Source organism: Pseudomonas sp. R76, from assembly GCF_009834565.1.
GTDB lineage: Bacteria > Pseudomonadota > Gammaproteobacteria > Pseudomonadales > Pseudomonadaceae > Aquipseudomonas.
Window position 1 is genome coordinate 786,290 of sequence record NZ_CP019428.1, and the last position, 26,516, is coordinate 812,805.

General features: G+C 62.7%; 21 protein-coding genes and 2 pseudogenes. 12 read left to right on the forward strand and 11 right to left on the reverse strand.

Translation table 11 applies throughout. The annotated features are described in order from the left end of the window. Positions 1-155 precede the first annotated feature (155 nt). The 3 genes from PspR76_RS03365 (at position 156) to PspR76_RS03375 (ending at position 3,632) form a co-directional block, all read left to right on the forward strand. On the forward strand, positions 156-527 hold the full coding sequence (locus PspR76_RS03365) for a translation initiation factor Sui1 (protein ID WP_012722004.1): 372 nt from the start codon (positions 156-158) through the stop codon (positions 525-527). 143 nt (positions 528-670) lie between these two features. Next, complete coding sequence (gene speA, locus PspR76_RS03370) at positions 671-2,584, forward strand: arginine decarboxylase (protein WP_159953961.1); 1,914 nt, start codon at positions 671-673, stop codon at positions 2,582-2,584. 154 nt (positions 2,585-2,738) lie between these two features. Beyond that, positions 2,739-3,632 carry an alpha/beta hydrolase gene (locus tag PspR76_RS03375; protein ID WP_159953962.1) on the forward strand — a complete coding sequence of 298 codons (894 nt, stop codon included), beginning with the start codon at positions 2,739-2,741 and terminating at the stop codon, positions 3,630-3,632. Here the strand turns inward: PspR76_RS03375 and PspR76_RS03380 are convergent. Further along, positions 3,577-4,914, reverse strand: a complete 1,338-nt coding sequence (locus PspR76_RS03380) for an MATE family efflux transporter (RefSeq protein WP_159953963.1) — start codon at positions 4,912-4,914, stop codon at positions 3,577-3,579. The two genes, PspR76_RS03375 and PspR76_RS03380, sit on opposite strands and share 56 nt — an antisense overlap. A 212-nt stretch (positions 4,915-5,126) precedes the next feature. Between PspR76_RS03380 and PspR76_RS03385 the strand changes: the two genes are divergently transcribed. Further along, the gene (locus PspR76_RS03385; RefSeq protein ID WP_159953964.1) at positions 5,127-10,022 is read left to right on the forward strand and encodes an alpha-2-macroglobulin family protein; all 4,896 of its coding nucleotides are present in this window, start codon (positions 5,127-5,129) and stop codon (positions 10,020-10,022) included. 68 nt (positions 10,023-10,090) lie between these two features. Here the strand turns inward: PspR76_RS03385 and PspR76_RS03390 are convergent, their stop codons facing one another. Then, positions 10,091-10,381 (reverse strand): hypothetical protein, encoded by a 291-nt coding sequence (locus PspR76_RS03390; protein WP_159953965.1) that lies wholly within the window; start codon positions 10,379-10,381, stop codon positions 10,091-10,093. A gap of 190 nt (positions 10,382-10,571) precedes the next feature. On the opposite strand from PspR76_RS03390, the gene pbpC reads away from it, so the two are divergent. The 6 genes and pseudogenes from pbpC to PspR76_RS03420 form a co-directional block, all read left to right on the forward strand. Next, positions 10,572-12,884: a peptidoglycan glycosyltransferase PbpC gene (gene pbpC, locus PspR76_RS03395; RefSeq protein ID WP_159961305.1), complete on the forward strand. Its 2,313-nt coding sequence runs from the start codon at positions 10,572-10,574 to the stop codon at positions 12,882-12,884. 160 nt (positions 12,885-13,044) lie between these two features. Further along, positions 13,045-13,353, forward strand: a complete 309-nt coding sequence (locus PspR76_RS03400) for a MazG-like family protein (RefSeq protein ID WP_159953966.1) — start codon at positions 13,045-13,047, stop codon at positions 13,351-13,353. Next, a complete protein-coding gene (locus PspR76_RS03405) occupies positions 13,346-14,095 on the forward strand; it encodes a methyltransferase (RefSeq protein ID WP_159953967.1) in 750 nt (249 codons plus the stop codon). Before PspR76_RS03400 ends, PspR76_RS03405 begins: the two co-directional genes overlap by 8 nt. A gap of 24 nt (positions 14,096-14,119) precedes the next feature. Beyond that, the gene (locus PspR76_RS03410; RefSeq protein WP_159953968.1) at positions 14,120-14,722 is read left to right on the forward strand and encodes a DUF4136 domain-containing protein; all 603 of its coding nucleotides are present in this window, start codon (positions 14,120-14,122) and stop codon (positions 14,720-14,722) included. A gap of 45 nt (positions 14,723-14,767) precedes the next feature. Then, positions 14,768-15,325: a DUF4136 domain-containing protein gene (locus PspR76_RS03415; protein WP_159953969.1), complete on the forward strand. Its 558-nt coding sequence runs from the start codon at positions 14,768-14,770 to the stop codon at positions 15,323-15,325. Between the two features lie 250 nt (positions 15,326-15,575). After that, a pseudogene (locus PspR76_RS03420) lies at positions 15,576-16,877 on the forward strand (pilus assembly protein TadG-related protein); the annotation flags it as partial. Here the strand turns inward: PspR76_RS03420 and PspR76_RS31170 are convergent. Both PspR76_RS31170 and PspR76_RS03425 read right to left on the reverse strand, forming a co-directional pair. Continuing rightward, positions 16,821-18,020: pseudogene (locus PspR76_RS31170) on the reverse strand (PAS domain-containing sensor histidine kinase); the annotation flags it as partial. The pseudogenes PspR76_RS03420 and PspR76_RS31170 overlap by 57 nt on opposite strands. Further along, positions 18,017-18,454, reverse strand: a complete 438-nt coding sequence (locus PspR76_RS03425) for a TadE/TadG family type IV pilus assembly protein (RefSeq protein ID WP_159953970.1) — start codon at positions 18,452-18,454, stop codon at positions 18,017-18,019. The gene PspR76_RS03425 and the pseudogene PspR76_RS31170, both read right to left, overlap by 4 nt. Positions 18,455-18,526: 72 nt before the next feature. Here PspR76_RS03425 and PspR76_RS03430 point away from each other — a divergent pair, with 72 nt between their 5' ends. Together PspR76_RS03430 and PspR76_RS03435 are read left to right on the forward strand one after the other, a co-directional pair. Continuing rightward, the gene (locus tag PspR76_RS03430) at positions 18,527-19,000 is read left to right on the forward strand and encodes a prepilin peptidase (RefSeq protein ID WP_159953971.1); all 474 of its coding nucleotides are present in this window, start codon (positions 18,527-18,529) and stop codon (positions 18,998-19,000) included. Between the two features lie 126 nt (positions 19,001-19,126). Further along, a complete protein-coding gene (locus tag PspR76_RS03435) occupies positions 19,127-19,909 on the forward strand; it encodes a response regulator transcription factor (protein ID WP_159953972.1) in 783 nt (260 codons plus the stop codon). A gap of 129 nt (positions 19,910-20,038) precedes the next feature. Here PspR76_RS03435 and PspR76_RS03440 read toward each other — a convergent pair whose 3' ends face one another. The 7 genes from PspR76_RS03440 to PspR76_RS03470 are packed head-to-tail and all read right to left on the reverse strand — an operon-like array spanning position 20,039 to position 26,509. Next, positions 20,039-20,308 (reverse strand): DUF3613 domain-containing protein, encoded by a 270-nt coding sequence (locus tag PspR76_RS03440; RefSeq protein WP_159953973.1) that lies wholly within the window; start codon positions 20,306-20,308, stop codon positions 20,039-20,041. 2 nt (positions 20,309-20,310) lie between these two features. After that, positions 20,311-21,033, reverse strand: coding sequence for a tetratricopeptide repeat protein (locus PspR76_RS03445; RefSeq protein WP_159953974.1), 723 nt, complete (start codon positions 21,031-21,033; stop codon positions 20,311-20,313). A 10-nt stretch (positions 21,034-21,043) separates the two neighbouring features. Further along, the gene (locus PspR76_RS03450; RefSeq protein WP_159953975.1) at positions 21,044-21,937 is read right to left on the reverse strand and encodes a type II secretion system F family protein; all 894 of its coding nucleotides are present in this window, start codon (positions 21,935-21,937) and stop codon (positions 21,044-21,046) included. Position 21,938: 1 nt separating this feature from the next. Then, positions 21,939-22,820 (reverse strand): type II secretion system F family protein, encoded by an 882-nt coding sequence (locus PspR76_RS03455; protein WP_159953976.1) that lies wholly within the window; start codon positions 22,818-22,820, stop codon positions 21,939-21,941. Between the two features lie 13 nt (positions 22,821-22,833). Continuing rightward, positions 22,834-24,102: a CpaF family protein gene (locus PspR76_RS03460; protein ID WP_159953977.1), complete on the reverse strand. Its 1,269-nt coding sequence runs from the start codon at positions 24,100-24,102 to the stop codon at positions 22,834-22,836. After that, complete coding sequence (locus PspR76_RS03465; protein ID WP_159953978.1) at positions 24,099-25,292, reverse strand: AAA family ATPase; 1,194 nt, start codon at positions 25,290-25,292, stop codon at positions 24,099-24,101. Before PspR76_RS03465 ends, PspR76_RS03460 begins: the two co-directional genes overlap by 4 nt. Next, a complete protein-coding gene (locus PspR76_RS03470) occupies positions 25,289-26,509 on the reverse strand; it encodes a type II and III secretion system protein family protein (protein WP_159953979.1) in 1,221 nt (406 codons plus the stop codon). The genes PspR76_RS03465 and PspR76_RS03470 overlap by 4 nt, the downstream gene beginning before the upstream one ends. Positions 26,510-26,516 lie beyond the last annotated feature (7 nt).

The window sequence follows — 26,516 nt, forward strand, 5'->3', positions numbered from 1 at the left end:
CTTAGCAAGTCGGCTTTTTGCCGTTACACTGCGCGACTTTTCACCCGAACCACCTTTGCGGTTCGGTAGCGCTGCCCCTGCCTGAGTGGGGCTTCGCGGTCGGTGATGCTCGTTGCGAGCGCCGATCAGTCTTTGTCCTCCCAAGAGGATTGCCGGTGGCCAAAAAAGCCGCATCCTTCGCCGCCCTTGGTGGCCTGGTATTTTCCACCGACGCAGGTCGACACTGCCCGGACTGTCGTCAGCCCGTGGATTCGTGCACCTGCAAACAGACCCTGATCCCTGAAGGTGACGGCATTGCTCGCGTGCGACGCGAGAGCAAAGGCCGTGGCGGCAAGACGGTGACCACCATCACCGGCGTACCGCTGGCCGAAGAGGCCCTGAAGGAACTGGCTACCACGCTGAAAAAGCGCTGTGGCACCGGTGGCGCGTTGAAAGACGGGGTCATCGAGATTCAGGGCGATCACGTCGAGTTGCTGTTGGCCGAGCTGATCAAGCTCGGGTACAAGGCCAAGAAGTCCGGCGGCTGAAAGCCTCTTCCCAACCTGTGTCTAAACTCTGTCCTGCGAGTGAGGTCTACCTCCCTTACAGGCAAATCGTCATTTTCATTCTTTAGACTGCGCCAGCCTCAAACCCGGGGCGGCGCCTTCGCCTTCATTTATAGGGGACTTCGATGTCCGTACGACGCACACGCAAAGACGATGGCAGCCAATGGACAGTTGCGGACAGCCGCAGTGTTTACGGGATTCGCCATTGGGGGGCCGGGTATTTCGCGATCAATGAAGCCGGTCGCGTTGAAGTCCGTCCGAACGGCCCGAACAGCACGCCTGTCGACCTGTACGAGCAAGTCGACGAGCTGCGCAAAAGCGGCCTGTCCTTGCCGTTGCTGGTGCGCTTCCCCGATATCCTGCAAGACCGGGTGCGCCAGCTGACCGGTGCTTTCGATGCGAACATCGAGCGCCTGGAATACCAGAGCAAATACACCGCGCTGTACCCGATCAAGGTGAACCAGCAGGAAGCGGTGATCGAGAACATCATCGCTACCCAGGACGTGTCCATCGGCCTGGAAGCCGGCTCCAAGCCTGAGCTGCTGGCCGTGCTGGCCCTGGCGCCGAAGGGCGGCACCATCGTCTGCAACGGTTACAAGGACCGTGAGTTCATCCGCCTCGCGCTGATGGGCCAGAAGCTCGGCCACAACGTGTTCATCGTGATCGAGAAAGAATCCGAAGTGGCGCTGGTGATCGAAGAGGCGGCCAACCTCAAGGTCAAGCCACAGGTCGGCCTGCGCGTGCGTTTGTCGTCCCTGGCGTCGAGCAAGTGGGCGGACACCGGTGGCGAGAAATCCAAGTTCGGTTTGTCGGCGGCGCAACTGCTGTCGGTGGTCGAGCGCTTCCGCGACGCTGGCCTCGACCAGGGCATCCGCCTGCTGCACTTCCACATGGGTTCGCAGATTGCCAACCTGGCCGACTACCAGCACGGGTTCAAGGAAGCCATTCGTTACTACGGCGAGCTGCGCAACCTCGGCCTGCCAGTCGATCACATCGACGTCGGCGGCGGCCTGGGTGTGGACTACGACGGCACGCACTCGCGCAACGCCAGCTCGATCAACTACGACATGGACGACTACGCTGGCGTGGTGGTGGGCATGCTCAAGGAATTCTGCGACGCGCAGAGCCTGCCGCACCCGCATATCTTCTCCGAAAGCGGCCGCTCCCTGACCGCCCACCACGCCATGCTGGTGGTGCAAGTCACCGACGTCGAGAAGCACAACGACGAAATCCCGCTGATCGAAAACAAGGAAAGCCTGCCGGAAACCGTGCAGTGGCTGGTCGACCTGCTGGGCCCGACCGACATTGAAATGGTCACTGAAACCTACTGGCGCGCCACGCACTACATGAGCGACGTGGCCACCCAGTACGCCGACGGCAAAATCACCCTGGCCGAAAAAGCCCTCGCCGAGCAGTGCTACTTCGCCGTATGCCGTCGCCTGCACGACTCGCTCAAAGCGCGTCAACGCTCGCACCGCCAAGTGCTGGACGAGCTCAACGACAAGCTGGCCGACAAGTACATCTGCAACTTCTCGGTGTTCCAGAGCCTGCCGGACACCTGGGCGATCGGCCAGGTCCTGCCAATCCTGCCGCTGCACCGTCTCGACGAAGAGCCGCTGCGCCGCGCCGTGCTGCAGGATTTGACCTGCGACTCCGACGGCAAGATCAAGCAATACGTCGACGAGCAGAGCATCGAGACCAGCCTGCCGGTGCACGCCTTGAACGAAGGTGAAGACTACTTGCTGGGCATCTTCCTGGTCGGCGCTTACCAGGAAATTCTCGGTGATATGCACAACCTGTTCGGTGACACCGACTCGGTGAACATCTACCAGCGCGAAGACGGTTCGGTGTACAGCGCCGGGATCGAGACCCACGACACCATCGAAGACATGTTGCGCTATGTGCACTTGTCGCCGGAGGAGTTGATGACGCACTACCGTGACAAGTGTGCGAGTGCGAAGATCAGTGCCAGTGAGCGCACGCAGTTCCTCGACGCGTTGCGTCTGGGCCTGACGCGTTCTTCGTACCTGTCGTCGTGATCTAAGCTGATAGCAATCTAATGTGGGAGCGGGCTTGCTCGCGAAGGCGGTACATCAGTCACACATGTGTTAACTGACCCACCGCCTTCGCGAGCAAGCCCGCTCCCACATTTGGATCTTCGTTTGGTAGTACCTTCTGTGTGAGGCCTGAACGATGTCGAGCAAACTCCTGCAAGCCTTGACCCTGGCATTCGCCGCGCTTCTAGCAGCGTGCTCCCCGATCAAAGTGCTCAACGCACTGACGCCCTCCAGCACCTTCACCAAAACATCCTCAATTGCCTACGGTGCCGACCCGCGCCAAACACTCGATGTCTACCGTCCAACCAAGGCAGCGCCCAATGCCCCAGTCGTGGTGTTCTTCTACGGCGGCAGCTGGAACAGCGGCGCCAAGGACGATTACGGTTTTGTCGGCGAAGCCCTGGCCTCACGCGGCATCGTGGTGGTGATTGCGGATTACCGGCTCTACCCACAAGTGCGTTACCCACTGTTTCTGCAGGACAACGCCCAGGCCGTCGCCTGGACTTATCAGCACATCGCCGACTATGGCGCCGACCCCAAGCAGCTTTACCTCATGGGCCACAGCTCCGGTGCCTATAACGCGTCGATGTTGGCGCTGGATGCGCGCTGGCTTGGCGAAGTGAAGATGTCGCCATCGATGCTCAAAGGCTGGATCGGCCTGGCCGGGCCGTATGACTTCCTGCCGATTGATAACCGCGACGTACGGCCCGTGTTTTTCTTCCCCGATTCACCGCCGGATTCTCAGCCGATCAATCACGTCAGCCGTGACGCTCCACCGAGCCTGTTGATCGCCTCGGTGAGCGACACGCTGGTCAACCCAACGCGCAATACCGGCGGGCTGGCGAAGAAACTGCGCGAAGCAGGCGTGCCGGTGGAGGCGTTTTACTTCACCCGGACCAGCCACGCGACCTTAGTGGCATCGATTGCCAAGCCCTTACGCTGGCTGGCCCCAGTGCTGGACCGCGTCACGGCGTTTATCCAAGCCACTGATTCTGCCGATTCAAGCGCCAGGCAATCGCCCACAAAGTAAGGCTGCGCAGGGCCATGAACAGCAGAAAGGTTATCCACAGCCCGTGGTTGCCGTACGGCTGCAGCGCCCAGGCGAAGGGCAGCAGAACCACCACGGTGAGCAGCATGCCGTTGCGCATTTCCCGCGCGCGGGTGGCGCCGATGAACAGGCCGTCCAGCAAGTAACTCCACACCGCAATCAACGGCAGCACGGCCAGATAAGGCAGGTAGATGTCGGCGGTTTCGCGCACGCTGGGGATGTCGGTTTGCATGGCGATAAACAGGTGGCCGGCGAACGTGAACAGCAACGCGAACCCGACGCTGGCGATCAATGACCAGCCACAGGCGACCACCAATGAGCGGCGCAACGCCTGGCGATCATGGGCGCCGATGGCATGCCCGCACAGCGCTTCCACGGCGTGGGCCAAACCGTCCAGGGCGTGGGCGGTCAGCAGCAGGCCGTTGAGCAGCAGCGCGTTGGCCGCGACCGTGGCATCGCCGAGTCGCGCGCCTTGTACCGTGATCATGAAAAACACCGACTGCAACGCCAGGCTGCGGATAAAGATATCGCGGTTCACCGCCAGCAACGGGCGCCAACTTTCCCACACTTTCAGTGCGGCCCAGGCGATATGGCCGGGGTAAGCGCGCAGGGCTTTTTGCGTCAGGGCCAGGCCGAGCAGGGCGCCGGTCCATTCAGCGATGACCGACGCCCGCGCGGAGCCGACCACACCCCACTCCAGGCCGAGGACGAACCACAGGTTCAAGGCAATATTGACCAGGTTGGTGGTCAATAGAATCGCCAGCGGCGCGCGGGCGTTTTGCGTGCCGAGGAACCAGCCGACCAAGGCATAGCTGGCCAGCGCGGCGGGCAGGCCGAACAGGCGCGTGTGGAAAAACTCGCGGGTCAGTTGATTCAATTCGGCTGAGGGCTGCATCCACTCCAGGGCCAGATGGCTCAGCGGAATGCCCACGGTGCCCAGCAACATCGCCAAGCCCAGTGCCAGCAGCAAGCCTTGCAGCAGGATTTGCCGCAGTGCCGCGCCATCATTGCGCCCGGCGGCCTGGGCGGCAAAGCCGGTGGAGCCCATGCGCAGAAAGCCCATGGCCCAGGCGAGGAAGGTATACAGGCTGGCGCCGACGGCCACGGCGCCCAACTGGTGAGCGTGGGGCAGGTGGCCGATGACCATGCTGTCGACCAGGGCCACCAGCGGCACCGAGATGTTGGACAGAATCATCGGCGCGGCCAGCGCCCAGACGCGGCGGTGGGTGGGGCGGTGGCGCCAGTCGGTGAGCAGGGAAGTCATGGAGGCTCCTTTGGGGGAGCGGCATTGTAACTGGCCCTCAACAACACAACAGCACCCACATTTTGATCTTCAGTGGCAATGGGATTTGGCTTGGTTACAAGAGGACCGAGAACCAAACCACCCTCCGTCGGTCAATGTGACCAGCACCCCATCGGCCCCACCCAGGCTGATATATAGTTCACCCCTCGGCCCCCTCTCACTACGAGTGCCCCATGCTTAACAAAGGATTGTTCCTGGCCTGCGCGCTGGCCCTGCTGAGCGCCTGCGATTCCTCCGATAAACCGGCTGCCCCATCTGCTCCAACGGTGTCGGCCGCGCCGAAACCCGTCAAGGCAGCGGTGGACGTGGCAGCGCTCAAGCAGCGTTACGCCGGGCGTGAGTTGAGCGTGGTGGATGTGTCCGAAGTCCAGCTGGACGGGGCCAGCACCTTGTCGGTGAGTTTTTCCATCCCCTTGGATCCCGACCAAAAGTTCGCCGACAAACTGCATCTGGTCGACAGCAAGTCCGGCAAGGTCGACGGCGCGTGGGAGCTGTCCGATAACTTGATGGAGTTGCGCCTGCGTCACTTGGAGCCGCAGCGCAAACTGGTGCTGACCGTGGATGCCGGGGTCAGGGCGGTCAACGACAACACGCTCGCCGCCGAGTACAGCGCGCGCCTGGAAACCCGCGACCTGCAAGCCACGGTCGGCTTCGCCAGCCGTGGCACTTTGCTGCCGACCCGTCTGGCTGAAGGCTTGCCGGTGATCGCGCTGAATGTCGACAAGATCGACGTCGAATTCTTCCGCATCAAACCCGAATCCCTGCCGTCGTTCCTGGCGCAGTGGGGGCGCAATACCAGCCTGCAAAGTTATGAGTCCCGTGAGCTGCTGCCGATGGCCGACCTGGTTTACGGCGGCCGTTTCGACCTGAACCCGGCGCGCAATACCCGCGAAACCCTGTTGCTGCCGATTGCCGGCCTCAAGCAGCTGCAACAGCCGGGCGTGTACCTGGCGGTGATGCGCGCCTCGGGCACCTACAACTATTCGCAACCGGCCACGCTGTTCACCTTGAGTGATATCGGCCTGTCGGTGCACCGCTATGCCAATCGCCTGGATGTGTTTACCCAGGCACTGGAAGGCGGCAAGGCGCTGGACGGCGTTGACCTCGAAGTGCTGGATGCCGAAGGCCGCGTGCTCGGCCAGGGCAAAACCGAGAAGGGCGGCCACGCCGAATTGCCGCTGCCGAAAAAGGCCCAGGTGTTACTGTCCAAGCAGGGCGAACAAACCAGCATGCTGCGCCTGGACAGTGCCGCGCTGGACCTGGCTGAGTTCGACATCGGCGGCCAACCGGCACACCCGCTGCAATTCTTCGTATTCGGCCCGCGTGACCTGTATCGCCCCGGCGAAACCGTGCTGCTCAATGCGCTGCTGCGTGACAAGGATGGCAATGCCGTCAAGCCGCAACCGGTGAGTGTCGAAGTGCGCCGCCCGGATGAGCAGGTCAGCCGTAAGTTCGTGTGGGATGCCGATGCGTCAGGCCTCTATCAATATCAACTGCAATTGGCCGGTGAGGCGCCGACCGGGCGCTGGCAACTGGTGTTCGACCTCGGCGACGGCAAGCCGCAGCTGTATGAATTCCTCGTCGAAGACTTCCTGCCCGAGCGCCTGGCGCTGGAACTCAAGGGCAGCGACACGGCCTTGAGCCCGGCGGATAACCCGGTGATTCACGTCAATGGCCGCTACCTCTACGGCGCACCGGCGTCGGGCAATCGCGTCAGCGGGCAGGTTTATGTGCGCCCCCTGCGCGAAGCGGTCAAGTCGCTGCCGGGTTATCAGTTCGGCTCCGTCACTGAAGAAGAACTGAGCCAGGATTTCGAGCTGGACGAAAGCGTACTCGACGCCAAGGGCCAGGAAGAACTGACCCTGGAAAGCAAATGGGCCGAGGCCAAGTCGCCGCTGCAACTGATTGTGCAAGCCAGCCTGCAAGAGTCGGGAGGTCGGCCAATCACCCGGCGCCTGGTGCAACCGATCTGGCCGGCCGAGCAATTACCGGGCTTGCGTGGCTTGTTCGACGGCAAGGAAACCAATGGCGACGGCCCGGCAGAGTTCGAAGTACTGGTGGCCAATCAGGACGGGCAAAAACTCGCTGCGCAAAACCTCAAGGTGCGCCTGGTGCGCGAGCGCCGCGACTACTACTGGAACTACTCGGAAAGTGACGGCTGGAGTTATCACTTCAACGAGAAATTCCTCAACCTCGACGAACAGACCCTGAACATCAAGGCCGGCGACACCGCCAAGGTCAGCTTCCAGGTGGCGTGGGGCCCCTACCGCGTCGAAGTCGAAGACCCGCAAACCGGGTTGGTCAGCAGCCTGCGTTTCTGGGCCGGCTACCAGGCTCAGGACAACACCGAAGGCGGCGCCGTGCGCCCGGACCAAGTCAAGTTGGCACTGGATAAACCCGCGTACGGCGATGGCGATACCGCCACTGTCACCGTCACGCCACCGGCGGCCGGCAAGGGCTACTTGCTGGTGGAGTCCAGCGAAGGGCCGCTGTGGTGGCAGGAAATCGATGTGCCGGCCGAGGGCAAAAGCTTCGCCGTGAAACTCGACCCGAAATGGTCGCGCCATGACCTTTATGTCAGCGCGCTGGTGATTCGCCCAGGTGAGCGCAAAGCCAATATCACCCCCAAACGTGCCGTGGGCCTGCTTCACCTGCCGCTGGATCGCACCCAGCGCAAACTGGGCCTGACCCTCACGGCACCGGAAAAAATGCGCCCCAAACAAGCGCTGACGGTGAAGATCGCCGCCAAGAACGCCGATGGCAGCGTGCCGAAGCAGGTGCATGTGCTGCTGGCGGCTGTGGACGTGGGCATCCTCAATATCACCGAATACCCGACGCCGGACCCGTACTCCAGCCTGTTTGGTCGCAAGGCCTATGGCGTGGACCAGTTCGATATCTACGGCCAGTTGATCGAAGCCGGCCAGGGCCGTTTGGCCAGCCTGGCCTTTGGTGGTGATGCGGCGCTGGCCAAGGGCGGCAAGCGCCCGGACACCAGCGTGACCATCGTCGCGTTGCAAAGCGCGCCCGTGACCTTGAACGAGCAGGGCGAGGGTGAAGTCAGCGTCAATATCCCCGACTTTAACGGCGAGCTGCGCCTGATGGCCCAGGCCTGGAGCGATGACCGTTATGGCATGGCCGAAGGCAAGACGGTGATTGCCGCGCCGCTGATTGCCGAGCTGTCGGCGCCGCGCTTCCTGGCCGGCGGTGACCAGACGACGTTGGCGCTGGACCTGTCCAACCTGTCGGGCAAAGCGCAGAAGCTCGACGTGCAACTGAGGGCCGAAGGGCAGTTGGAGTTGGTCAACAGCGCTGCGCAGACGGTGGAACTCAAGCAAGGCCAGCGCATCACTTTGCGTATCCCGGTGAAAGCCTGGGGTGGGCTGGGGCAGGGCAAGGTCAACGTCACGGTGAATGGCCTGGACCTGCCGGGTGAAAACCTGCCGCCGTTCAGCCGCGAGTGGACCCTGGGTGTACGCCCGGCCTACCCGGCATTGCTCAAGCATTACCGCGCAGTGCTCAAGGATCAGCCTTGGAGCCTCCCGGCCGGCACGTTGGACCAGTTCGAGGCCTCGGGGCGTGAGGCGCTGCTGAGCCTGTCGAGCCGGCCGCCGCTGAACCTCGGTGCGCAGATCAGCGCGCTCAAGGCCTACCCTTATGGTTGCCTGGAGCAGACTGCCAGCGGCTTGTACCCGTCGCTGTATGCCGACGCTGCGTTGCTCAAGCGCCTGGGCGTCAAGGGCGAGGCGGACAGCGAGCGCAAGCGCAAGATCGAACTGGGCATCGAGCGGCTGCTGGGCATGCAGCGCTACAACGGCAGCTTCGGTTTGTGGGGCGCCGATGGCGAAGAAGAATATTGGCTGACCGCCTACGTCACCGATTTCCTGTTGCGCGCCCGCGACCAAGGCTTTGCCGTGCCGCCTGAAGCGCTGAAAAAAGCCAGCGAGCGCCTGCTGCGCTATGTGCAGGAGCGCAACCTGATTGAGGTGAGTTACAGCGACAACGCCGACCACACCCGCTTTGCCGTGCAGGCCTACGCCGGCATGGTGTTGGCGCGCAGTCAGCAGGCGCCATTGGGCGCGTTGCGCAGTATCTTCGAACGCCGCAGCGATGCGCGCTCCGGCTTGCCGTTGGTGCAGCTGTCTATCGCCCTGCAAAAAATGGGCGACCAGCCGCGTGCCGATCAAGCCTTGCTCGCCGGTTTGGCGGCGCAACGCAACGCCAATGAGTGGCTGGCCGACTACGGCAGCCCGCTGCGCGATCAAGCGATGATCCTGGCGTTGCTCGAAGAGAACGACTTGGCCAAAGGCAAGCGCGAGGAGCGTTTGTTCACGCTGTCGGACCAGTTGGCCGCCAGCCCGTACCTCTCGACCCAGGAGCGTAATTCGCTGTTCCTGGCCGGGCGCCTTGGGTTCTCGCAGCCGGAGCCGAACTGGCAGGTGTCGCTGACCGGCAGCGGCGGTGTGCATGAGCTGAATAACCAGCAGTCGACGTTGGAGCTGGACGGCAAACTGCTGTCCAGTGACCTGGCCTTGAGCAATCAGGGCGAGGCGCCGGTGTACCAGCAACTGACGATTTCGGGTTACCCGCAAGTGCCACCGGCACCGGGTGGCGACAACCTGAGTATCCGTCGCGAGTACCTGGGTATGAACGGCCAGCCGTTGAACCTGCGTAACGTAAACAGTGGTGATTTGGTGCTGGTGCACCTGGCGGTGAGTGCCAAGCAGCGGGTGCCGGATGCCTTGGTGGTCGACCTGTTGCCGGCGGGCCTGGAGCTGGAAAACCACAACCTGGCGCAAAGCGCGGCCAGCCTGGAAAACGCCAGCAGCCAGGTCAAGGAATGGCGCGAGTCGATGCAGAACGCGTCGCTCAAGCATCAGGAGTTCCGCGATGACCGCTATGTGGCGGCGATGAACCTGGACGGCTATGGCACCACGCACCTGTTGTACCTGGCGCGCGCGGTGACGCCGGGCACGTACCGCGTGCCACCGCCGCAGGTGGAGTCGATGTATCGGCCGAACTGGCAGGCGGTGGGGGAGACGCCGGCGGATCTGGTGATCAAGGGCCGCTGAGGTCTACGGGGTTCAAATGTGGGAGCTGGCAAGCCAGCTCCCACAGGGGATTGGGGAAGTGTTTGGGTTTAGTGCACAACCCAACTCAGCAGCCACAGGCCGAGCATCAGCCAGATCACGCCAATGATGATCGAGGCACGCATGAAGGCGCGTACGGCCGAGTACAGGAACAGCAGACCGATGATCAGCGTGATGATGCTGATGATCGAGGTGTCCATGCCCAGTGAGCGGGACATGCCTTCGACGAAGTTGCCGCCCGCATTGGACAGCATGTTGAACAGCCCACTGAAGAACTCGACGATGTAGTGGATGATCAAGCCAACGGTGTTACCCAACCATCCGAAAAAGTCTACTTGCATAGGTGTGTCTCGATGAATAAGTGGACGAAATTGCCAGCACTGAGCCTTTGTTCGCGATGGGTCGCGGCTAGTTCCATGAAGCATAGAGGTTTGCGGGGTTGAATTTGCGATTAGTTGTGGGCGGGGTGGGGCCGTTGTGAGTGAGGTGACTGACAAATCGCTTTCGCGAGCAAGCCCGCTCCCACATTTACTGGGCTGGGCATTTGGATGTGTCTTGGCGGTGATTGCGCTGTTGTGGCTGGCGGATCGGATTTGGCCGTTGCCGTTGCCCAAGGATGACTTGGCGCGGGTGGTGCTGGCTGAGGATGGCACGCCGTTGTGGCGGTTTGCTGATGCCAACGGTGTGTGGCGTTATCCGGTGCAAACCAATGAAGTGTCGCCGTATTACCTGGATGCGCTGCTCACCTACGAAGACCGCTGGTTTTATGAACACCCCGGCGTGAACCCGTTGGCGCTGGCGCGGGCGACCTGGCAGAACTTGACCGGCGCGCGGGTGGTGTCGGGCGGCAGCACCTTGTCGATGCAAGTGGCGCGGCTGCTTGACCCGCACTCACGCACCTTCCACGGCAAGCTGCGCCAGCTGTGGCGCACTGCGCAGTTGGAATGGCATTTGTCCAAGGACGAGATTCTCAACCTGTACCTGAACCGCGCGCCGTTTGGCGGTACGTTGCAAGGCGTGGCGGCGGCCAGTTGGGCGTATTTGGGCAAGTCCCCGGCACAACTGACCCACGCCGAAGCGGCCTTGCTCGCCGTATTACCCCAGGCGCCGAGCCGCCTGCGCCCGGACCGCCATCCGCAACGCGCCCAGCAAGCCCGCGACAAAGTGCTGCGGCGTCTCGCCGAATTCCAGGTGTGGCCGCAATCGGCGGTCGATGAAGCCCTGGAAGAACCGCTGCTGCTCGCCCCGCGCCTGGAGCCGAGCCTGGCACCGCTGCTCGCCCGCCGCCTGAACCGCCCCGACAGCCCGCCGCTGATCCGTACCACTCTCGACGCCACGCTGCAACGCCGCCTTGAAGACCTGTTGCTGGGCTGGCGCGCGCGGCTGCCGGAACACACCTCCGCTGCCATTCTGGTGGTGGAAGAAGAAAGCATGGCCGTGCGTGCCTACCTCGGTTCGGTGGACATCAATGACGCCAAGCGCTTCGGCCACGTGGACATGATCAGTGCGCTGCGCTCGCCCGGTTCCACCTTGAAACCATTTCTGTACGGCATGGCCCTGGACGATGGGCTGATTCACTCCGAATCACTGCTGCAGGACGTGCCGCGGCGCTATGGCGATTACCGGCCGGGCAACTTCTCCATGGGCTTCAGCGGCGCGGTGCCGGCGAGTACGGCGCTGTCCAGTTCGCTGAACTTGCCGGCGGTGCAACTGCTGGAGGCCTACGGGCCGAAGCGCTTTGCCGCCGAAATGCGCATCGGCGGCGTGCCCTTGGCGCTGCCTGCGCTGGCCGAGCCAAACCTGGCGTTGATTCTGGGCGGTGCAGGCAGCCGACTGGAAGACTTGGTCAGCGGCTACAGCGCCTTCGCCCGCGACGGCAAGAGTGCGTCTATCCGCTTGCAGCCGGACGATACGCTTAAAGAACGGCCTTTATTGTCGCCAGGGTCCGCCTGGATTGTGCGGCGTATCCTCAGCGGCCAGGCGCGACCTGACCGCGACCCGCGCGCCGAGCTGGTGCAGCGCCCGGTGCTGGCCTGGAAAACCGGCACCAGCTACGGCTTTCGCGATGCCTGGGCGATTGGTGTGGGGCCGCGCTACTTGATCGGCGTGTGGATCGGCCGACCGGATGGCACGCCGGTGCCGGGCCAGTTCGGCCTGGCGTCGGCGGCGCCGTTGATGTTGCAGGTGCATGACGTGCTGACCAACCGCGACAGTCAGCGCGGGATCAGCGCGCCTGTCAGACCGGTGCCGGCCAATGTCGGCGTCGCGGCCATCTGTTGGCCGCTGGGCCAGCCGATGAGCCGCAGCGACCCCAATTGCCGTCGCCAGCGCTTTGCCTGGACGCTGGACAACACCACGCCGCCAACCTTGCAGGCGCTGGACCAGCCATTAAGTGTGGGCTTGAAGGAAACGGTGTGGGTCAATGCCAAGGGCTTGCGGGTCGATGCCCATTGCCCAGGTGCTGTGGCCAAAGACATCGCCTTGTGGCCGGCGCCGCTGGAGCCGTGGCTGCCCAGGGTCGAACGCCGTGAAGCGCGTATCCCGGCTGCCGACCCCGATTGCCCGCCTCCGGCGTTGGCGGCGGCGTCGCCGTTGTCGATCGTCGGTGTTCGCGAAGGCGACCAGTTGCGCCTGCCCGCCGCCAGCCAGCAAGCGCTGCGCCTGAAAATCTCCGCCCTGGGCGGCAGCGGTCGACGCTGGTGGTTCCTCAACGGCGCGCCGCTGGGCGACAGCGCCAACCAGGACAGCATCAACGCCAGCTTCGAACACCTGGGCCGCTACCAGCTCAGCGTCCTCGACGAAGCCGGCCAAACCGCCCGCCTCGAGTTCAGTGTCGTCGACTAGAGCCTCATCGCAGGCAAGCCAGCTCCCACAAATTGAATTGTGAACACATTTAAAATGTGGGAGCTGGCTTGCCTGCGATGGCGGCCTCAAGCCCACCGCCGGGATTCACTTGCCTTCATCCCTGATCCCCCCGAAGCTATACACCTTCAGGAGCCCCCGCATGAACCTCGAACACCTCACCGAACGCCTGCACCGCATCCGCGATAACAACAACTGGAAGCAGTTCCACAGCCCGAAAAACCTGGCCATGGCCGCCAGTGTGGAAATGGCCGAGCTGGTGGAAATTTTCCAATGGCTGACCGAAGACCAATCGCGTCAGCTACCCGCCGAAAAACTTGCCCATGCCGGGCAGGAAGTCGGCGATATCGTGCTGTACCTGCTGTTGCTGTGCAGTGAGTTGGGCCTGGACATGAACGAGGTGGTGCGCGCCAAATTGGCCGACAGCGAACGGCGGTTTGCCCATGAGTGACCGTCATTTCGACCAACTGGCCACGCGCTTCGCCGAGAAAATATACGGCGGTGCCAAAGGCGCGATTCGCCTGGCGGTGCTCCAGGCCGACCTGATCGAAGCGCTGCCCGACCGTCCGCTGCGGGTGTTGGATATCGGCGCCGGCCTTGGGCATATGTCGCTGTGGCTGGCCGAGCGCGGCCACCAAGTCACCCTGGCCGAGCCCGCCGAGCCGATGCTCGAAGGCGCGCGCAAGCGCTTTGCCGACGCTGGGCAGACTGCAACCTTTATCCATGCGCCCTGGCAAGACCTGCTCGGCCAACTCACCGAACCGTACGACCTGGTGCTCTGCCACGCCGTGCTGGAATGGTTGGCCGAACCCCATGCGATCCTGCCGGTGCTGCACCAGCTCACGGTGCCGGGTGGCTGGCTGTCGCTGGCGTTCTACAACCGCGATGCGCTGATTTATCGCAACCTGCTCAAAGGCCACTTCCGCAAAATGCGCAAGAACGACATGGCCGGCGAGAAGCAGAGCCTGACCCCGCAACAGCCGCTCGACCCACGTGAGTTGGCGGCGCAACTAGAGGGGCTTTGGCAGGTCGAAAGCCAAAGTGGCGTGCGGGTGTTCCACGACTATATGCCGGTGGAATTCCAGGCCCGCGCCGATTTACAGGACTTGTTGGAGATGGAACTCGCTCACCGTCGTCACCCAAGCTTTGCCGGACTTGGGCGTTATTTGCACTGGATCTGCCGTCCGGTTTAAGCGGCCCAGTCTGCGGAGGTCGAAATGCGTCGTCTCTGTTTGATCCTGTTATCGGTGGGCTTGAGCGCCTGCTCCAGCCCCAATCCTTACGTGGCCACTTCTGCGCCCATGCCACCGGCGCCGGCGCAGGCGGCCAACACCTTTGATGCCAGCGCCTACCCGGCACCGGTGCGCGACTATGGCGCCTACCGCAACTGGGCCTGGCTCAACGGCCAGCTGCCGGCGGGCACGGCGTGGGCCGATTCGGCGCAAATTGCCGAAGCGGTCAGCGGCGCCCTTGACCAGCGCGGCTTGCGCCCCTTGCATGACAACCGTGCGCCCGACCTGCTGGTGAGCGCCGACGTGCGCCTGGAAAAGCGCCTGCGCCAGGTCCAGGACGACTATGGCTACGGTTACGGCGGCTATAACCGCTACGGCAACGGCTACGGCATGTACAACACGGTGCCGGTGGTTCGCACCTATGAAGTGACAGTCGCGGTGGCGCGCATCAGCTTGTTCGACGCCCGCACCCGTCAGCCCGTGTGGAGCACCAGCGCCGAAACCGCCAGCCAGGGCAGCCTCGGCGAACGGGCGGATGCCTTGCGCGAGGCCATGCAGAAGGCCATGGCCGCTTATCCACCGAGTTAGCCGCTATTCTCATCGCAGGCTCAGTTTGTCTTTTGGAGAAAAACCATGCTTCGTCGCATTGCTGCACTTGCTGTTGTTGTAGTGCTGGGCGGCTGCCAGACCAATCAGGTCAACCACGACTTTGACGCCAGCCGCGACTTCGGCGCCTACCGCAACTGGGCCTGGAAAGACCCGGCCCTGCAATACCGCCCGGATGACCCACGGATCAAGAGTGACCTCACCGAGCAACGCATCCGCCAGGCGGTGGGCGAACAACTTGACCAACGCGGCCTGCGGCCTGCAGCGGCGGGCACCAAGGCTGACTTGACCGTGCAGGCCTACCTGATCGTCGAAGACCGCCAGCAACAAGTCACCACCAACTACGGCGGCGCCTGGGGCGGCCCGTGGAATGGCTACTGGGGCGCGCCGATGTACAACGAAACGCGCAACATCACCTACAAGGTGGCAACCATCCAGATCGACTTGCTGGACGGCAAGGACGGCAAACTGGTGTGGCGCGGCAGTGACGAACAGATGATGGCCAGCTCGCCGAACCCGCAGGATCGCAGCAACGCTATCCGCACCACCGTCACCAAAATCCTCTCCAACTACCCACCGCATTAACCCCCTCAATGATCGTTCCCACGCTCCGCGTGGGAACGCATCCGAGGACGCTCCGCGTCACATCTCGCAAGGCTTAAATGTCAGGACGCGGAGCGTCCGGGGCGGCATTCCCACGCAGAGCGTGGGAACGATCAGCTCCCACAGGGGATCTGCTGCAGCCTTTAGCCAGCGCACCTCTCAGGCCTTGTCTACACTCAACTACACCCCAGGAGAGTAAGCGCTCGGCGACTCGCCGGCACAGGAGTGCTCGATGTCTCCCCGATTTCAGTGCAAGCAGCGCGGCGCCATCGGCTTAATGGCCGTCGGCGTATTGGCGGTGGTATTGGCCTTTACCTTGCTGGTGGTCGACAGCGGCCGCCTGTACCTGGAGAAACGCAAGTTGCAGGGCGTGGCAGACACCGCGGCGCTGGAGGCCGTCAGCCGCAATGGCACCTGCCTGGCGGGCCTCAGTGCGGCGTCTTATGCCGGGCAAAGTGTGGCGCGCAATCATTTCGTGGTGGGTAACGGCAACACGCTTGTCACCCAATGTGGCTCCGTCACCACCGGCGCTTCGGGCCAGCGCACGTTCAGCGCCAACCCGGCGCTGTCGTCGGCTATCCAAGTGGTTGCCAGCAAAACCGTAACGACCAGCGTGGCCGGCGGAATCTGGTCACTGTTTTCCGGCAACTCGGTCAGCCTCAATACGGTATTGAGCGCTACGGCGGTGGCGGCCAAGCCCACGCCAACCTTGGCCCAGCTGACCATCAACAGCACGTTGGCCAGTGTCGACACCACCAGCTCCAACCTGTTGAACCCGCTGTTCAGCGGCTTGCTCGGCGGCAACGTCAACCTGACACTCGCCGGCTGGAATGGCCTGCTCAACACCAATATCAGCCTGCTCAGTTACCTCGACCAGTTGGCGATCAACCTGGGCGTGTCCGCCGGCAACTACACCCAACTGCTCAACACCAATGTCACTGCCTCGCAGTTGATCCAGGCGGCGATCACGGTGCTGACCGCCAACGGTGCGACGGCAGATGTCTTGACCGCCCTGGGCAGCCTGAAAATCGCCGCAATCAACCAGGCGCCACTGACCCTCGGGAAGATTCTGCAGCTGCAGACGGGCACCACATCTGCGGCGCTGAATGCCAACTTGCAGGTGTTCCAACTGATTCAGGGCGTGGTGCAACTGTCCAACAGCCAGAGCGCGGCCGCCGCAACCTTGCCGGTCAGCTTGCTGGGGCTGGCGAATATCACCACCCAAGTGAAAGTGATTCAACCGCCGCAGTTGTCGGCCATCGGCGATCCGGCGCTTGCCGTCGCCAACCCCACAGGCCCGAATGCGATTTACGTGCGTACCGCCCAGGTTCGCACCCAGGTGACGGTCAGCTTGCCAGTGCTGAGCAGTCTGTCGGGGCTCACCACGGCGGTGAATAACCTGGTGGGGCCGCTGACGCCGGTGATCAACAGCCTGTTGAGCCTGAACCTGGTGAGCACCATCAACTCGGCACTGTGCTTGCTGGGGGCCGGCTGCCAGCACTTGGCCCTGCACGCGATACCAGGTCGGCGGCTGGTCGCTGTTGCCACGGTGGAGGCGCACGCTGGCGAGCAAGGGCTTGCCAAGGGTTTTCAGGTCACGCAGGCGGCTGTGCAGTTCCTGGCGGTCGGCGGGGTGGATGAGTTCCAGCCAGGCGTCCAGGGGCTGGCGGGTCGGGGCTTGTTCCGGGCCGAGGTTGCGCATCAATTGGGGCGCGAGTTGGATCTCGCCGCTGGCCGGCAACAACTCGAACCAGCCAGTGCCCAGCAAGCCTTGCAGGGCTTCCAGGCGCTCCAATTGTTGATGATGGCGTTGTTCGCGCAGGCGGCTGAGCAGTGGCACAGCGAGGGCGGCGGCGAGGTTCAGCCAGTCGCGGTCGCGCATCTGCGGCTGGCCGCTGTAGGCCCCGCACAGCAGCCACGCGGCCACGCCTTGGCCATCGCGATACGGCACCAGAAAGCCATCGGCATTGCCGAACACGCTGTGCAAGCGCGGGTGCTCGCCGCGCCCATAAGGCGCCTGCAAGCTCAGCGGCGTGGTGCCGTTGAGGCTGTCCAGGCACGTACCGAGGCGCTGCCCGTTGTGCCAGAACATCGGCGCATCATGGTTGGCGTACTGGCTGTAGATGATCCAGCCCTGGTCTTCCTGATCGAGCAACGCGAGGGCCACACACGGGATGCGCCAGCGCTGTGCCACGCTGGCCAGTTGTTCGTTGAACACCTCAGGCAATCGGCTGAGGCTGCACACGCGCAGGTGCTCACTCACCAGGCTGGTCAGTTGCTGATTCTGTTCACGCTGCTCGGCCAGGTGGCGGCCATTGAGCAAGTCGCCGATATCCATGGCATGCAGCAACCAGCCGCTGTCGTGGGCTTCAATCGTGCCGCGGGTCTGCAGGATTTGCCCGGCGACGCCCTGGAAATCCAGGTCGAGGCTGTGGCGCTGCCAATCGGCGGGCACGCCTTCAACCGTCAGCGCACTATGGGGGCACAGCAGGTCTTGCAGGTACGGCGAGTCGGCGTACTGCGCCAACTGCTGGCGCAGCGTGCCGCTGATGTCGAGCACACGGCCTTGCGCGTCCAAATGCACCTGCAACCCGGCAGACGCCGGTGCCGGTGTGTCGACGGCCAGCGCGCTGCTGCGGCCGAGCAGGCGCCCGAAAAGTTTGTCGCCCGAGGTCAAAACTGCAGGCTCGAGGTGGCCTGCAGCGTCGCCGGCAACTGCGGCACGGTGCCGATGCCGGGCAGGACAATAAAGGGCATCACCGCCTGCAGGTTGGCCGTGGGGTAGTTGATTTGCACAGACAGCAAGCCGCCGACGAAGGTGGTGGTGACTTGGTTGGCGTTAAATTTGTACGTGGAGGGAATCCACACCAAGCGGTTGATGACGGCGGCTTTGGCAGTGCTTTGCACGGCGGCCTGATAGCCGGTCATGGTGGGGTCCAGCGCCACGCTCAGGCGCACGGCTTCGGCGGTGGCCTGGTTGAACGACTGCAACAGCAGCAGCGGCAGGCTATAGCTGACCATGCCGTAGAACACGGCGAAAAAAATCACGAACACAGCAATGAACTCGATTGCTGCCGCGCCTTTTTGCTTCTTCGGGAGGCTTGTTCTCATCACCGCGTCTACCCTGACGGCTACTACTTGATATCAGCATAGAATCAATCGGCAAAAAGGGATGTTTTTTACGTGATCCATGGCGCAGTGGTGGTGGTGTGGTTGGTGCTGTGTGCGGTGCAGGATATTCGGCAGCGATTGCTCGCCAATCGCCTGACGCTGGGCGCTGCGCTGTTGGCGTTGATCTATGCGCTGTGGACGGGCAGCACCTGGCTGGGTGCGCCAGCCGGGCAAGGTTTTCTGGCGTTTCTTCTGGCGCTGCTGCTGACCTTGCCGGGTTACGCCCTCGGCCGCCTGGGCGCGGGCGATGTGAAGCTGCTCGCGGCATTGGCGCTGGCGTCGGATGCCGAGTACCTGCTGTGGTCGTTTGTAGGGGCTACGGTGGCCAATGGGCTGTGGATTTTATGCGCGCCAAAACTAATCCCGCTTATGAGTCATGGGCTTAAGAAGGGCATGGGTTATCTGGTGGCGGAGCCGTCAAAAAAACTGCCATTTGCGCCGTTTCTGCTGGTGGGTTTTGCCGCTGCCTGGTTTTGGATCCATTAGTCGCCAGCGGGTATTAACGCTATGTACATAGTCGGAAAGTACGTCTACGTTTAATACATAGATGTACGGGATTATGTGTCGTAAAGGATCAGTCAAACATTTGGCTTGCTAGGCATGGAGTAGCGCGTGAACAAGCTTACCTCTGCGGTAAAAGTGCTCGTTGTCGATGATCAACCGCTGATCGTGGAAGAGCTCTGTGAATTTCTTGAAAGCAGCGGTTTCCGCTGTGTCCCGTGTGAATCCAGCCAACAGGCCTTGAAGCGTTTCAGCGAAGACGCCGAGATCGGCCTGGTGCTCTGCGACCTGCACATGCCGGACATGGACGGCATCGAGCTGGTCCAGGCCCTGCAAAAGGTCGCCGGTAAACAGCGTGCCTTCGAGGCGATCATGTTGACCGGCCGCGCCGACAAGCAGGATGTGATCAAAGCCCTGCGTGCGGGGATCGCGGACTATTACCAGAAACCCATCAACCTCGATGAATTGCTCGAAGGCTTGCAGCGCCAGGAAGCGGCGTTGCAAGAGCGCAAGAAGGACCTGCAACTGGGCAACTTGAACCAGAAGCTGCAGTTCCTTTCCGAGTCGATCAACGACCTGTACCAGGACCTCGACAAAGTGCGCAGCAGCCGGCCTGGGATGGACGGTGAAGAACTCTCGGCCGAGGACGCGGGGGCGGTGGAGATTCCGGCGATCTTCAACCAGTTGTCGCCGCGCCAATTGGACGTCGCACGGCTGGTGGGGAAAGGGCAGACCAACTATCAGATTGCCTGTGAATTGGGCATTACTGAAAACACCGTGAAGTTGTATGTGTCCCAGGTGCTGCGCTTGACGCACATGCATAACCGCACGCAACTGGCGTTGGCGTTGTCGCCGAATAATTCTGCGTTGCGTCAGCGGGTAACTGCACACTGATTTTGCAACAAATGTGGGAGCGGGCTTGCCCGCGATAGCGGTAGATCAGTCACAGATACAGTGGCTGACACTCCGTCATCGCGGGCAAGCCCGCTCCCACATTTAGAGAGTGGCCTGGCAGAAATTTACTCAATTACTCCCTTCGGTTTTCCCGCCCACCTTCTGCTCGAAATACTCCGGAATCGGATACTTGTAGCTGTCCAAAAACCGCTGGTTGGCTTTGTCGCGTTCGGCCGCCGAGGCTTTCTGTGGCTTCTGCGATGCGGCGCTGCCCGTGGACTGCAACGTCAACCATTGCTCGGTGAGCGCCTGCTGCGGTGACGACGGGCCGGGTTCTATGGCCATGACGCTCATGGGCAACGCGAGCACGGCCAGGCTGGCGAGATAAGGCATGTTCATCATCAATTCCTCGGGTTGCTTGCGGCGCCACTGACGGCGGCGACTTGATCCTTGGCCTTGGCCACAGGTGCGCTTGAGCCCTTGAGTTTCTCGGCGCGGGCCTGGGCTTCAGTGACTTGTTCGGGGCTCAAGCTCATCTGGCTGACCAGTTGCGCCGCCTGTTTCCAGTTGTCCTGATAGATCAGCAGGGTCACCAGGTTGACCGCGGCCAATGGGTCGCTCTGCTTGAGTTCCATGGCGGTCATGAATTCAAAGCGCGCGTCTTCCAGGCGCAGTTGGTTGAGGTAGACCACGCCCAGGTCATTGCGGATTTTCTCGTCGGTGGGCGCCAGCCGGGCCGCGCGTTGCAAGTGGGCCATGGCTTGCCCGTTATCGCCCTTGGCCGAGGCGATTTGCCCCAGGCCGTGTTCGCCTTCGGCGGCCATGCAGGTGCCGATCAGGCTGCGGTACAACGGCTCGGCTTCGCTGCGCCCGAGCAGGCGATAAGCCTTGGCCTGGCGCAGGCGTACCTGGGGCAGATTCGCCGGCAGGCTTTGCAAGTTGGCGAGGCTGGCGTGCAGCTTGCCGTCGCCGGCCATTTCATCGGCCAGGTTCAACGACAGTTCCTGTTCGGAGCTGGGCTTGGGGCAACTGCCGGTGGCCAACAACGTGTCCCACGGGGCTTGGCCGTTGGTGGCACAACCGCCCAGCAGCAACAGGCTACAACCGGCTATCAAGGCTCTCATCGGGCGCTCCTCATAAGTTACTCAAGGCTCGGGTGATGCCGATAAACGCCGGCCCCCCGAGCACGATCAGCAAGGCGGGAAACAAAAACACCATCATCACGACGGACATTTTTGCCGACATCTTCGAGACGAATTCCTGGATGCGTGTAAGGCGTCGGTCATCAAGCAATTGCTTGAGCGACAGCAACGATTTCATCGCGCCGCCGCCTTGCTGAACCAGTTGCTGGAGGATGGTGCAGGTGTCGGTAAATTCATCCACGGCCAGCAGGCGGGCGGTCTTGCCCAGCTCCTCGCTCAGCTCCAGGCCGGAGTCGACCCGTGTGAGGATCAGGCGCAGTTCAAAGGTCAGCGCCGGCAACAGACGTTGCGCTTCAGTGCTCAATACGCGCAGCGCTTGTTCAACCGCCATGCCGGACTCGAACAGAATGCGCAGCAGCGGAATGAAGGTCGACACCTCGCGGGAGATCCGCTGCTGCCGCGCCTTGGCCGCCCTGGCCAGGATGCGTTTGGGCAGCAGGTAGCCGATGCCCAGGGCCAACAGCGGCGCCAGCCACGGCGAAGCGGCGTGAGGAAAGAGTAATTGCTGGCCCACCAAGGTAACCACCAACAGCAGCAACGGCGTGCCGACCTGGAAGGCAGCGAACATCGAGCGCTGGTTGGCTTTGCGCCAGCCGACGCGGTTGAGCAGCACTTGGGTTTCGTTGTCCAGGCTCACCGAGCGTTGCGCGAGCGGGCTGCTGCCCAGTTGCCGCATCAGCGTGCCGAACCGGTGTTCGCGCGCCATCTGGCCCTGCAAGCGTTGGGCGACCAGACGCTGGCCGCGCCGGTGTTTGAGCAGGTTGGCCAGCACCAGCAGCAGGGCGGCGATGAACAGTACAGCGCTGATCAGCAGTGCAATCGCCATCTCATACGCTCCGCAACATGCGCCACAAGGTGAAGCACCCCAGCAGCTGCATGATCAAGGCTACGAACAACAGGATGCGCCCGGTGCCGTCGTCCCACATGGTCATCAGGTACGCGGGGTTCACCGCCAGGAAGTAGCCAATCATTGAGATCGGCAGGGCGGTGAGCACATACGCGGTCACTCGCGTTTCGCCGGTCAGGGCGCGCAGCTGGCGGGCGGCTTGCTCGCGCTCGCGGATCATCTTGATCAGGTTTTCCAACAGCTCGCTGGCATTGCCGCCGTAGCGATGGTTGACCTTCAAACCCAGCGCGAACAGGCGAAACTCATCGCGCTCGTAAAATTCGGCAAAGTCGTGGGACGATTCCGGCAGGCTCACGCCGAGCTGCACGTTGCGGCGGATGCGGCCCATGGCTTGTTGCAGCGGGTCCTCGGTGATCTCGATACCGCCCAGCACGGCGTCGGCCAGGGTGCGCCCGGCCTTGAGGCTGCGCACGGTGTGGTCGAGCAATTGCGGCAGCTGTTCGATCATGCGCTTGATGCGCCGTTGATAGCGCCAGGCGATGTACACGCGCAGCAGCAGGGGCGGCAGCACCAGCATCACCAGCAGGCCGACCCAACCGGCCACCAGCAACCCCAGCACCACGCCCAGGCCCCAGACGGCCAGCCACAGGCCGAGGTTGTCACTGGGTTTGCCCAGGCCGGCGCGCAGGAACATGCGTTCTACGCCGCTCCACTGGTTGTTTTCTTCGACCAGCTGCGGCTGGCCTTCGGCAAGGCGGCCGAGTACGCGTTCGGTCTGGGCGCGGCGCAAACCGTTCTGGAAGGAGCGAATCGACAGGCCGATCAGGATCAGGCAGATGAGCAGCAGGATGGCCCCGGTCATGGTTGCGTCCCCTTCAAGGCAGTGTCGGTTCGCGGCGCAATTTTTCGCCGGCCGGGTTGACCGCCTCACGCAGGAAGCCGAAGCCGGTGCGCCGGTCATGGCGGAACAGGGTGTTGGTCACGTACACGTCTTCACGGATGCCCACCACCTCGACCACTTCGCTGACGCAACGTCGGCCATCCGGCAGGCGGGTCAGTTGGATCACCACATCCAGCGCCGCGCAGATCATTTGCCGCAGGGTTTTTTCCGCCACCACGCGGCCGGTCAAACCCACCAGCGTTTCCAGGCGCAGCAGCGCGTCGGCGGCGTTGTTGGCGTGCACGGTACTCATGGAACCGTCGTGGCCGGTGTTCATCGCGGTGAGTACGTCGAGTACTTCCACACCCCGGATTTCGCCGAGGATGATGCGGTCGGGGCGCATCCGCAGGGCGTTGCGGATCAGGTCGCTGGCCTTGACCTCGCCGTGGCCCTCGGCATTCGGCGGGCGGGTTTCCAGGCGCACCACGTGTGGGTGCCCCAGTTGCAGCTCGGCAACGTCTTCGATGGTCACCAGACGTTCATGCGGGTTGATCAACTGACTGAGGATATTCAGCAGCGTGGTTTTACCCGTGCCGGTGCCGCCGCTGATGAGGATGTTGCAACGCTTGCCCACCGCTTCCTGGAAGAAATCGAAGATGTTCTGGTCGATGGTCTGCATCGCGACCAGGTCGCTGCTTTTGAGCATGTCCTTGCGAAACTTACGAATCGACAGGCATGGCCCGTCCAGGGCAATCGGCGGGATGATCGCGTTGACCCGGCTGCCATCGGGCAGGCGCGCATCGACCATCGGCGACGATTCATCCAGGCGCCGGCCCAGGGGCGCGAGGATGCGTTGCATCACGCGCTCCACATGGTGGGCGTCGATAAATCGCAGGTCACTCTGGTGCAGCAAACCGTCACGTTCGATAAACACCCGGTGCGGGCCGTTGACCAGAATCTCGGTCACCGACGGGTCGCGCAGCAGCACTTCCAGCGGGCCGAAACCGGTCAGCTCATCAACGATTTCTTCGGCCAGGCGCTCCATCTCGTAGCGGGAGATCGCCAGGTGCATGCGGTTGATGTATTCGGCGACTTTGTCGATGACAAATTGCGCCAGCAGCGGGCGCGAACCTTCGAGCAAATTTTTCCCCGACTCTTCGATGGCGTCGATGATGTAGCGATGCAGCACCAGTTTCAGCCCGTCGTGGTCGGTGTTGCCACCGACGCCGCGAGCGGGTGCGCCGAAGAGTTTTTCGCCGTTCATTTGCCGGATCCGATCAGGCGTTCAAACCAATTGTGTGACGGCTTTTTCATACCTTCCGAACGTTTTGCCAGGCGGTCACCGAGGGTTTTCAGGCCCTGGGTCAGGGGTTCTCGCGGGGCCAGGGCGAACAAGGTTTGCCCCTGGTTTTTCGCGTTCAGGCGCACTTCCGGGCTCAGCGGCAACACGGCGATCACCTCCAGCCCAAAGCTCTTGCTCAGAGCCTCGGAGTCAGGCGCGCAGCTTTTGACATAGCGATCAACCAACAGCTTGGCGTGCTCCAGTTTCATGCCTTTTTCGCGCCACTGGTTCAGCACCGCGAGGTTGCGACGGCAGTCCAGCACGCTTTGGTCGGTGCACCAGAGCAGCTTGTCGCAGTGGCTGACAAAGGTGCGCAGCGCTTCGCTGTCCGGCTGGCCGGCAAGGTTCACCACAATGTGCTGGAAGTGTTGGCGCAAGGCGCTGAGCAGCATGTACAGCTCGGCGGCGCTGGTCTGCTCCAGCGGCTCGTCGTTGGAGGCGTAGGCGAGAATGCGCAGGCCGTCTTCGGCGGAGGTAAACGCGCTGTTGATCAACGTCGCGTCCAGCCGCCGCAGGTGGCGCAGCGCATCGCCGAAATTGAACGAGCTTTCCAGGCCCAGCAGCGCCAGGCTGTCACCGCGTGGCAGGCCCAGGTCGAGCAGCAGGGTTTGCTGGCCGCTCTTTTGGACGACCAGCGCCAAGTGGCTGGCGAGCAGCGCGCCGTCGGCATTGCTTTGGGTGCCGTACAGCACGGTGAGGCCGCCCAGTTGCGTGTTGGTGGTCACCGGCGGCAGGCGTTTACTCAGGCGGCGCACCAGCCCGGCGACTTCGCTGGAGCGTGAACCGTAGGCGACAAAATCCCGTGCGCCGGCACGCATTGCATTGAGCACCAACTGGTTGTCCATGCCGTCACCGAGGGCGACGATGGCCAGCATCGGCTTGGCTTCCAGTGCGCCTTCGATCAGCGCGCTCTGGGCTACCACGTGCTCGCGATCGAGGCCGACAAACACCAGATTGGCGAAGGTCACGTCGACCAGTGCCAGCAGCTCGTCGAGGGTGCCACTGCCGGCGCTGACCACTTGGCCAAGCGGCGCCAGCGCGCCCTGCAGCCATTCCAGGTCGGTGGTATTACGGGTGATTGCCAGGAAGGTCTGGCTCAGGCTATCGCTCATTGAGACAACCCATCGTTGCGGTCGAAATTGCCGTTTTCGAGGAAGTACAGGCGGTACCAATTCGGATCGTAGTTGCGCAGGTTCTCGCCGGGCAAGGACGGCAGCTGCGCGTTGGCGGCCAGCGGCTGCACCAGATGCGGGGTGACGATCATCAGCAGTTCTTTGTCCTGACGGTTGACTGAGGAATCGCGAAAGAACGCACCCAGGATCGGGATGTCACCCAGGCCAGGAAACTTGCTGATATTGGTGGTGTTATTGCTGCTGATCAGGCCACTGATCACGAAACTTTCGCCATCGGCCAGCGAAACGGTGGTGTCAGTCCGGCGGATGGTCAGGGCCGGCACCTTGATGCTCTGAATCACCAAGGCGTTGGTGTAATCCAGCTCGCTGACTTCCGGTGCCACCTTGAGGGAAATCCGGTTGCGGTCGATCACGGTGGGGGTCAGGGTCAGGCGAATGCCGAACTCTTTGTACTCGATGGAAATGGTGTCGCTGCCACTGCTGGGCACCGGGATCGGTATCTCGCCACCGGCCAAAAAGGTCGCGCTTTGCCCACTCATGGCCACCAGGCTTGGGCGCGCCAGGGTGTAGGCAAAGCCGCTGCTTTCGAGGGCGTTGATCATCGCCGAGACGCGCCCGCCGCCGAAGCCGATATTGAATTGGTCAGCGCTCACCGGCAGCTTGAAGGTGCTGGGAGTGGGAAATAACAGGTTGGGGCTGCCGAGGAAAAAGTTCTTGCCCATGCCCAGAATCTTGGTGCTGGCTTCCTTGAGCTTGGTGCGGCTGACCTCGACAAAACGGATATCGGTCTGCACCTGGCTGGGTAGAGAAGGGTCATCCGCTGGCGCCAGTGACAAGCTGGTCAAGGCGGCGGTGGCCTTGCCCTTGACGAACACCATGCTCTGGCGCGGTGTGGTCGAGCAGGCGGTCCAGACCATCAGGCTGGTGGTGCCGGAAGCGATGCCGGTGAGCAGGAAACCGCGATCGCCATTGAGGTGGACGTCGGCGATTTTCGGGTCGCCAATCGCCAGGCGCGTGATCGCCACCGGCGACTGCAGTTCTTGTTGCAAGCCCTCGCCGACCGACAGCGCGGCGGGCAATTGGCCGAGGCTGGCGCAGTTGCCCGTGGCGGCCACCGCCAGGCCCACAGCCAGGTTCGACAGCAGCAGGGCACAGGCGATTTTCAGCGTGAACACCGGTGCGAAACGTCGGGTCATGCACAGC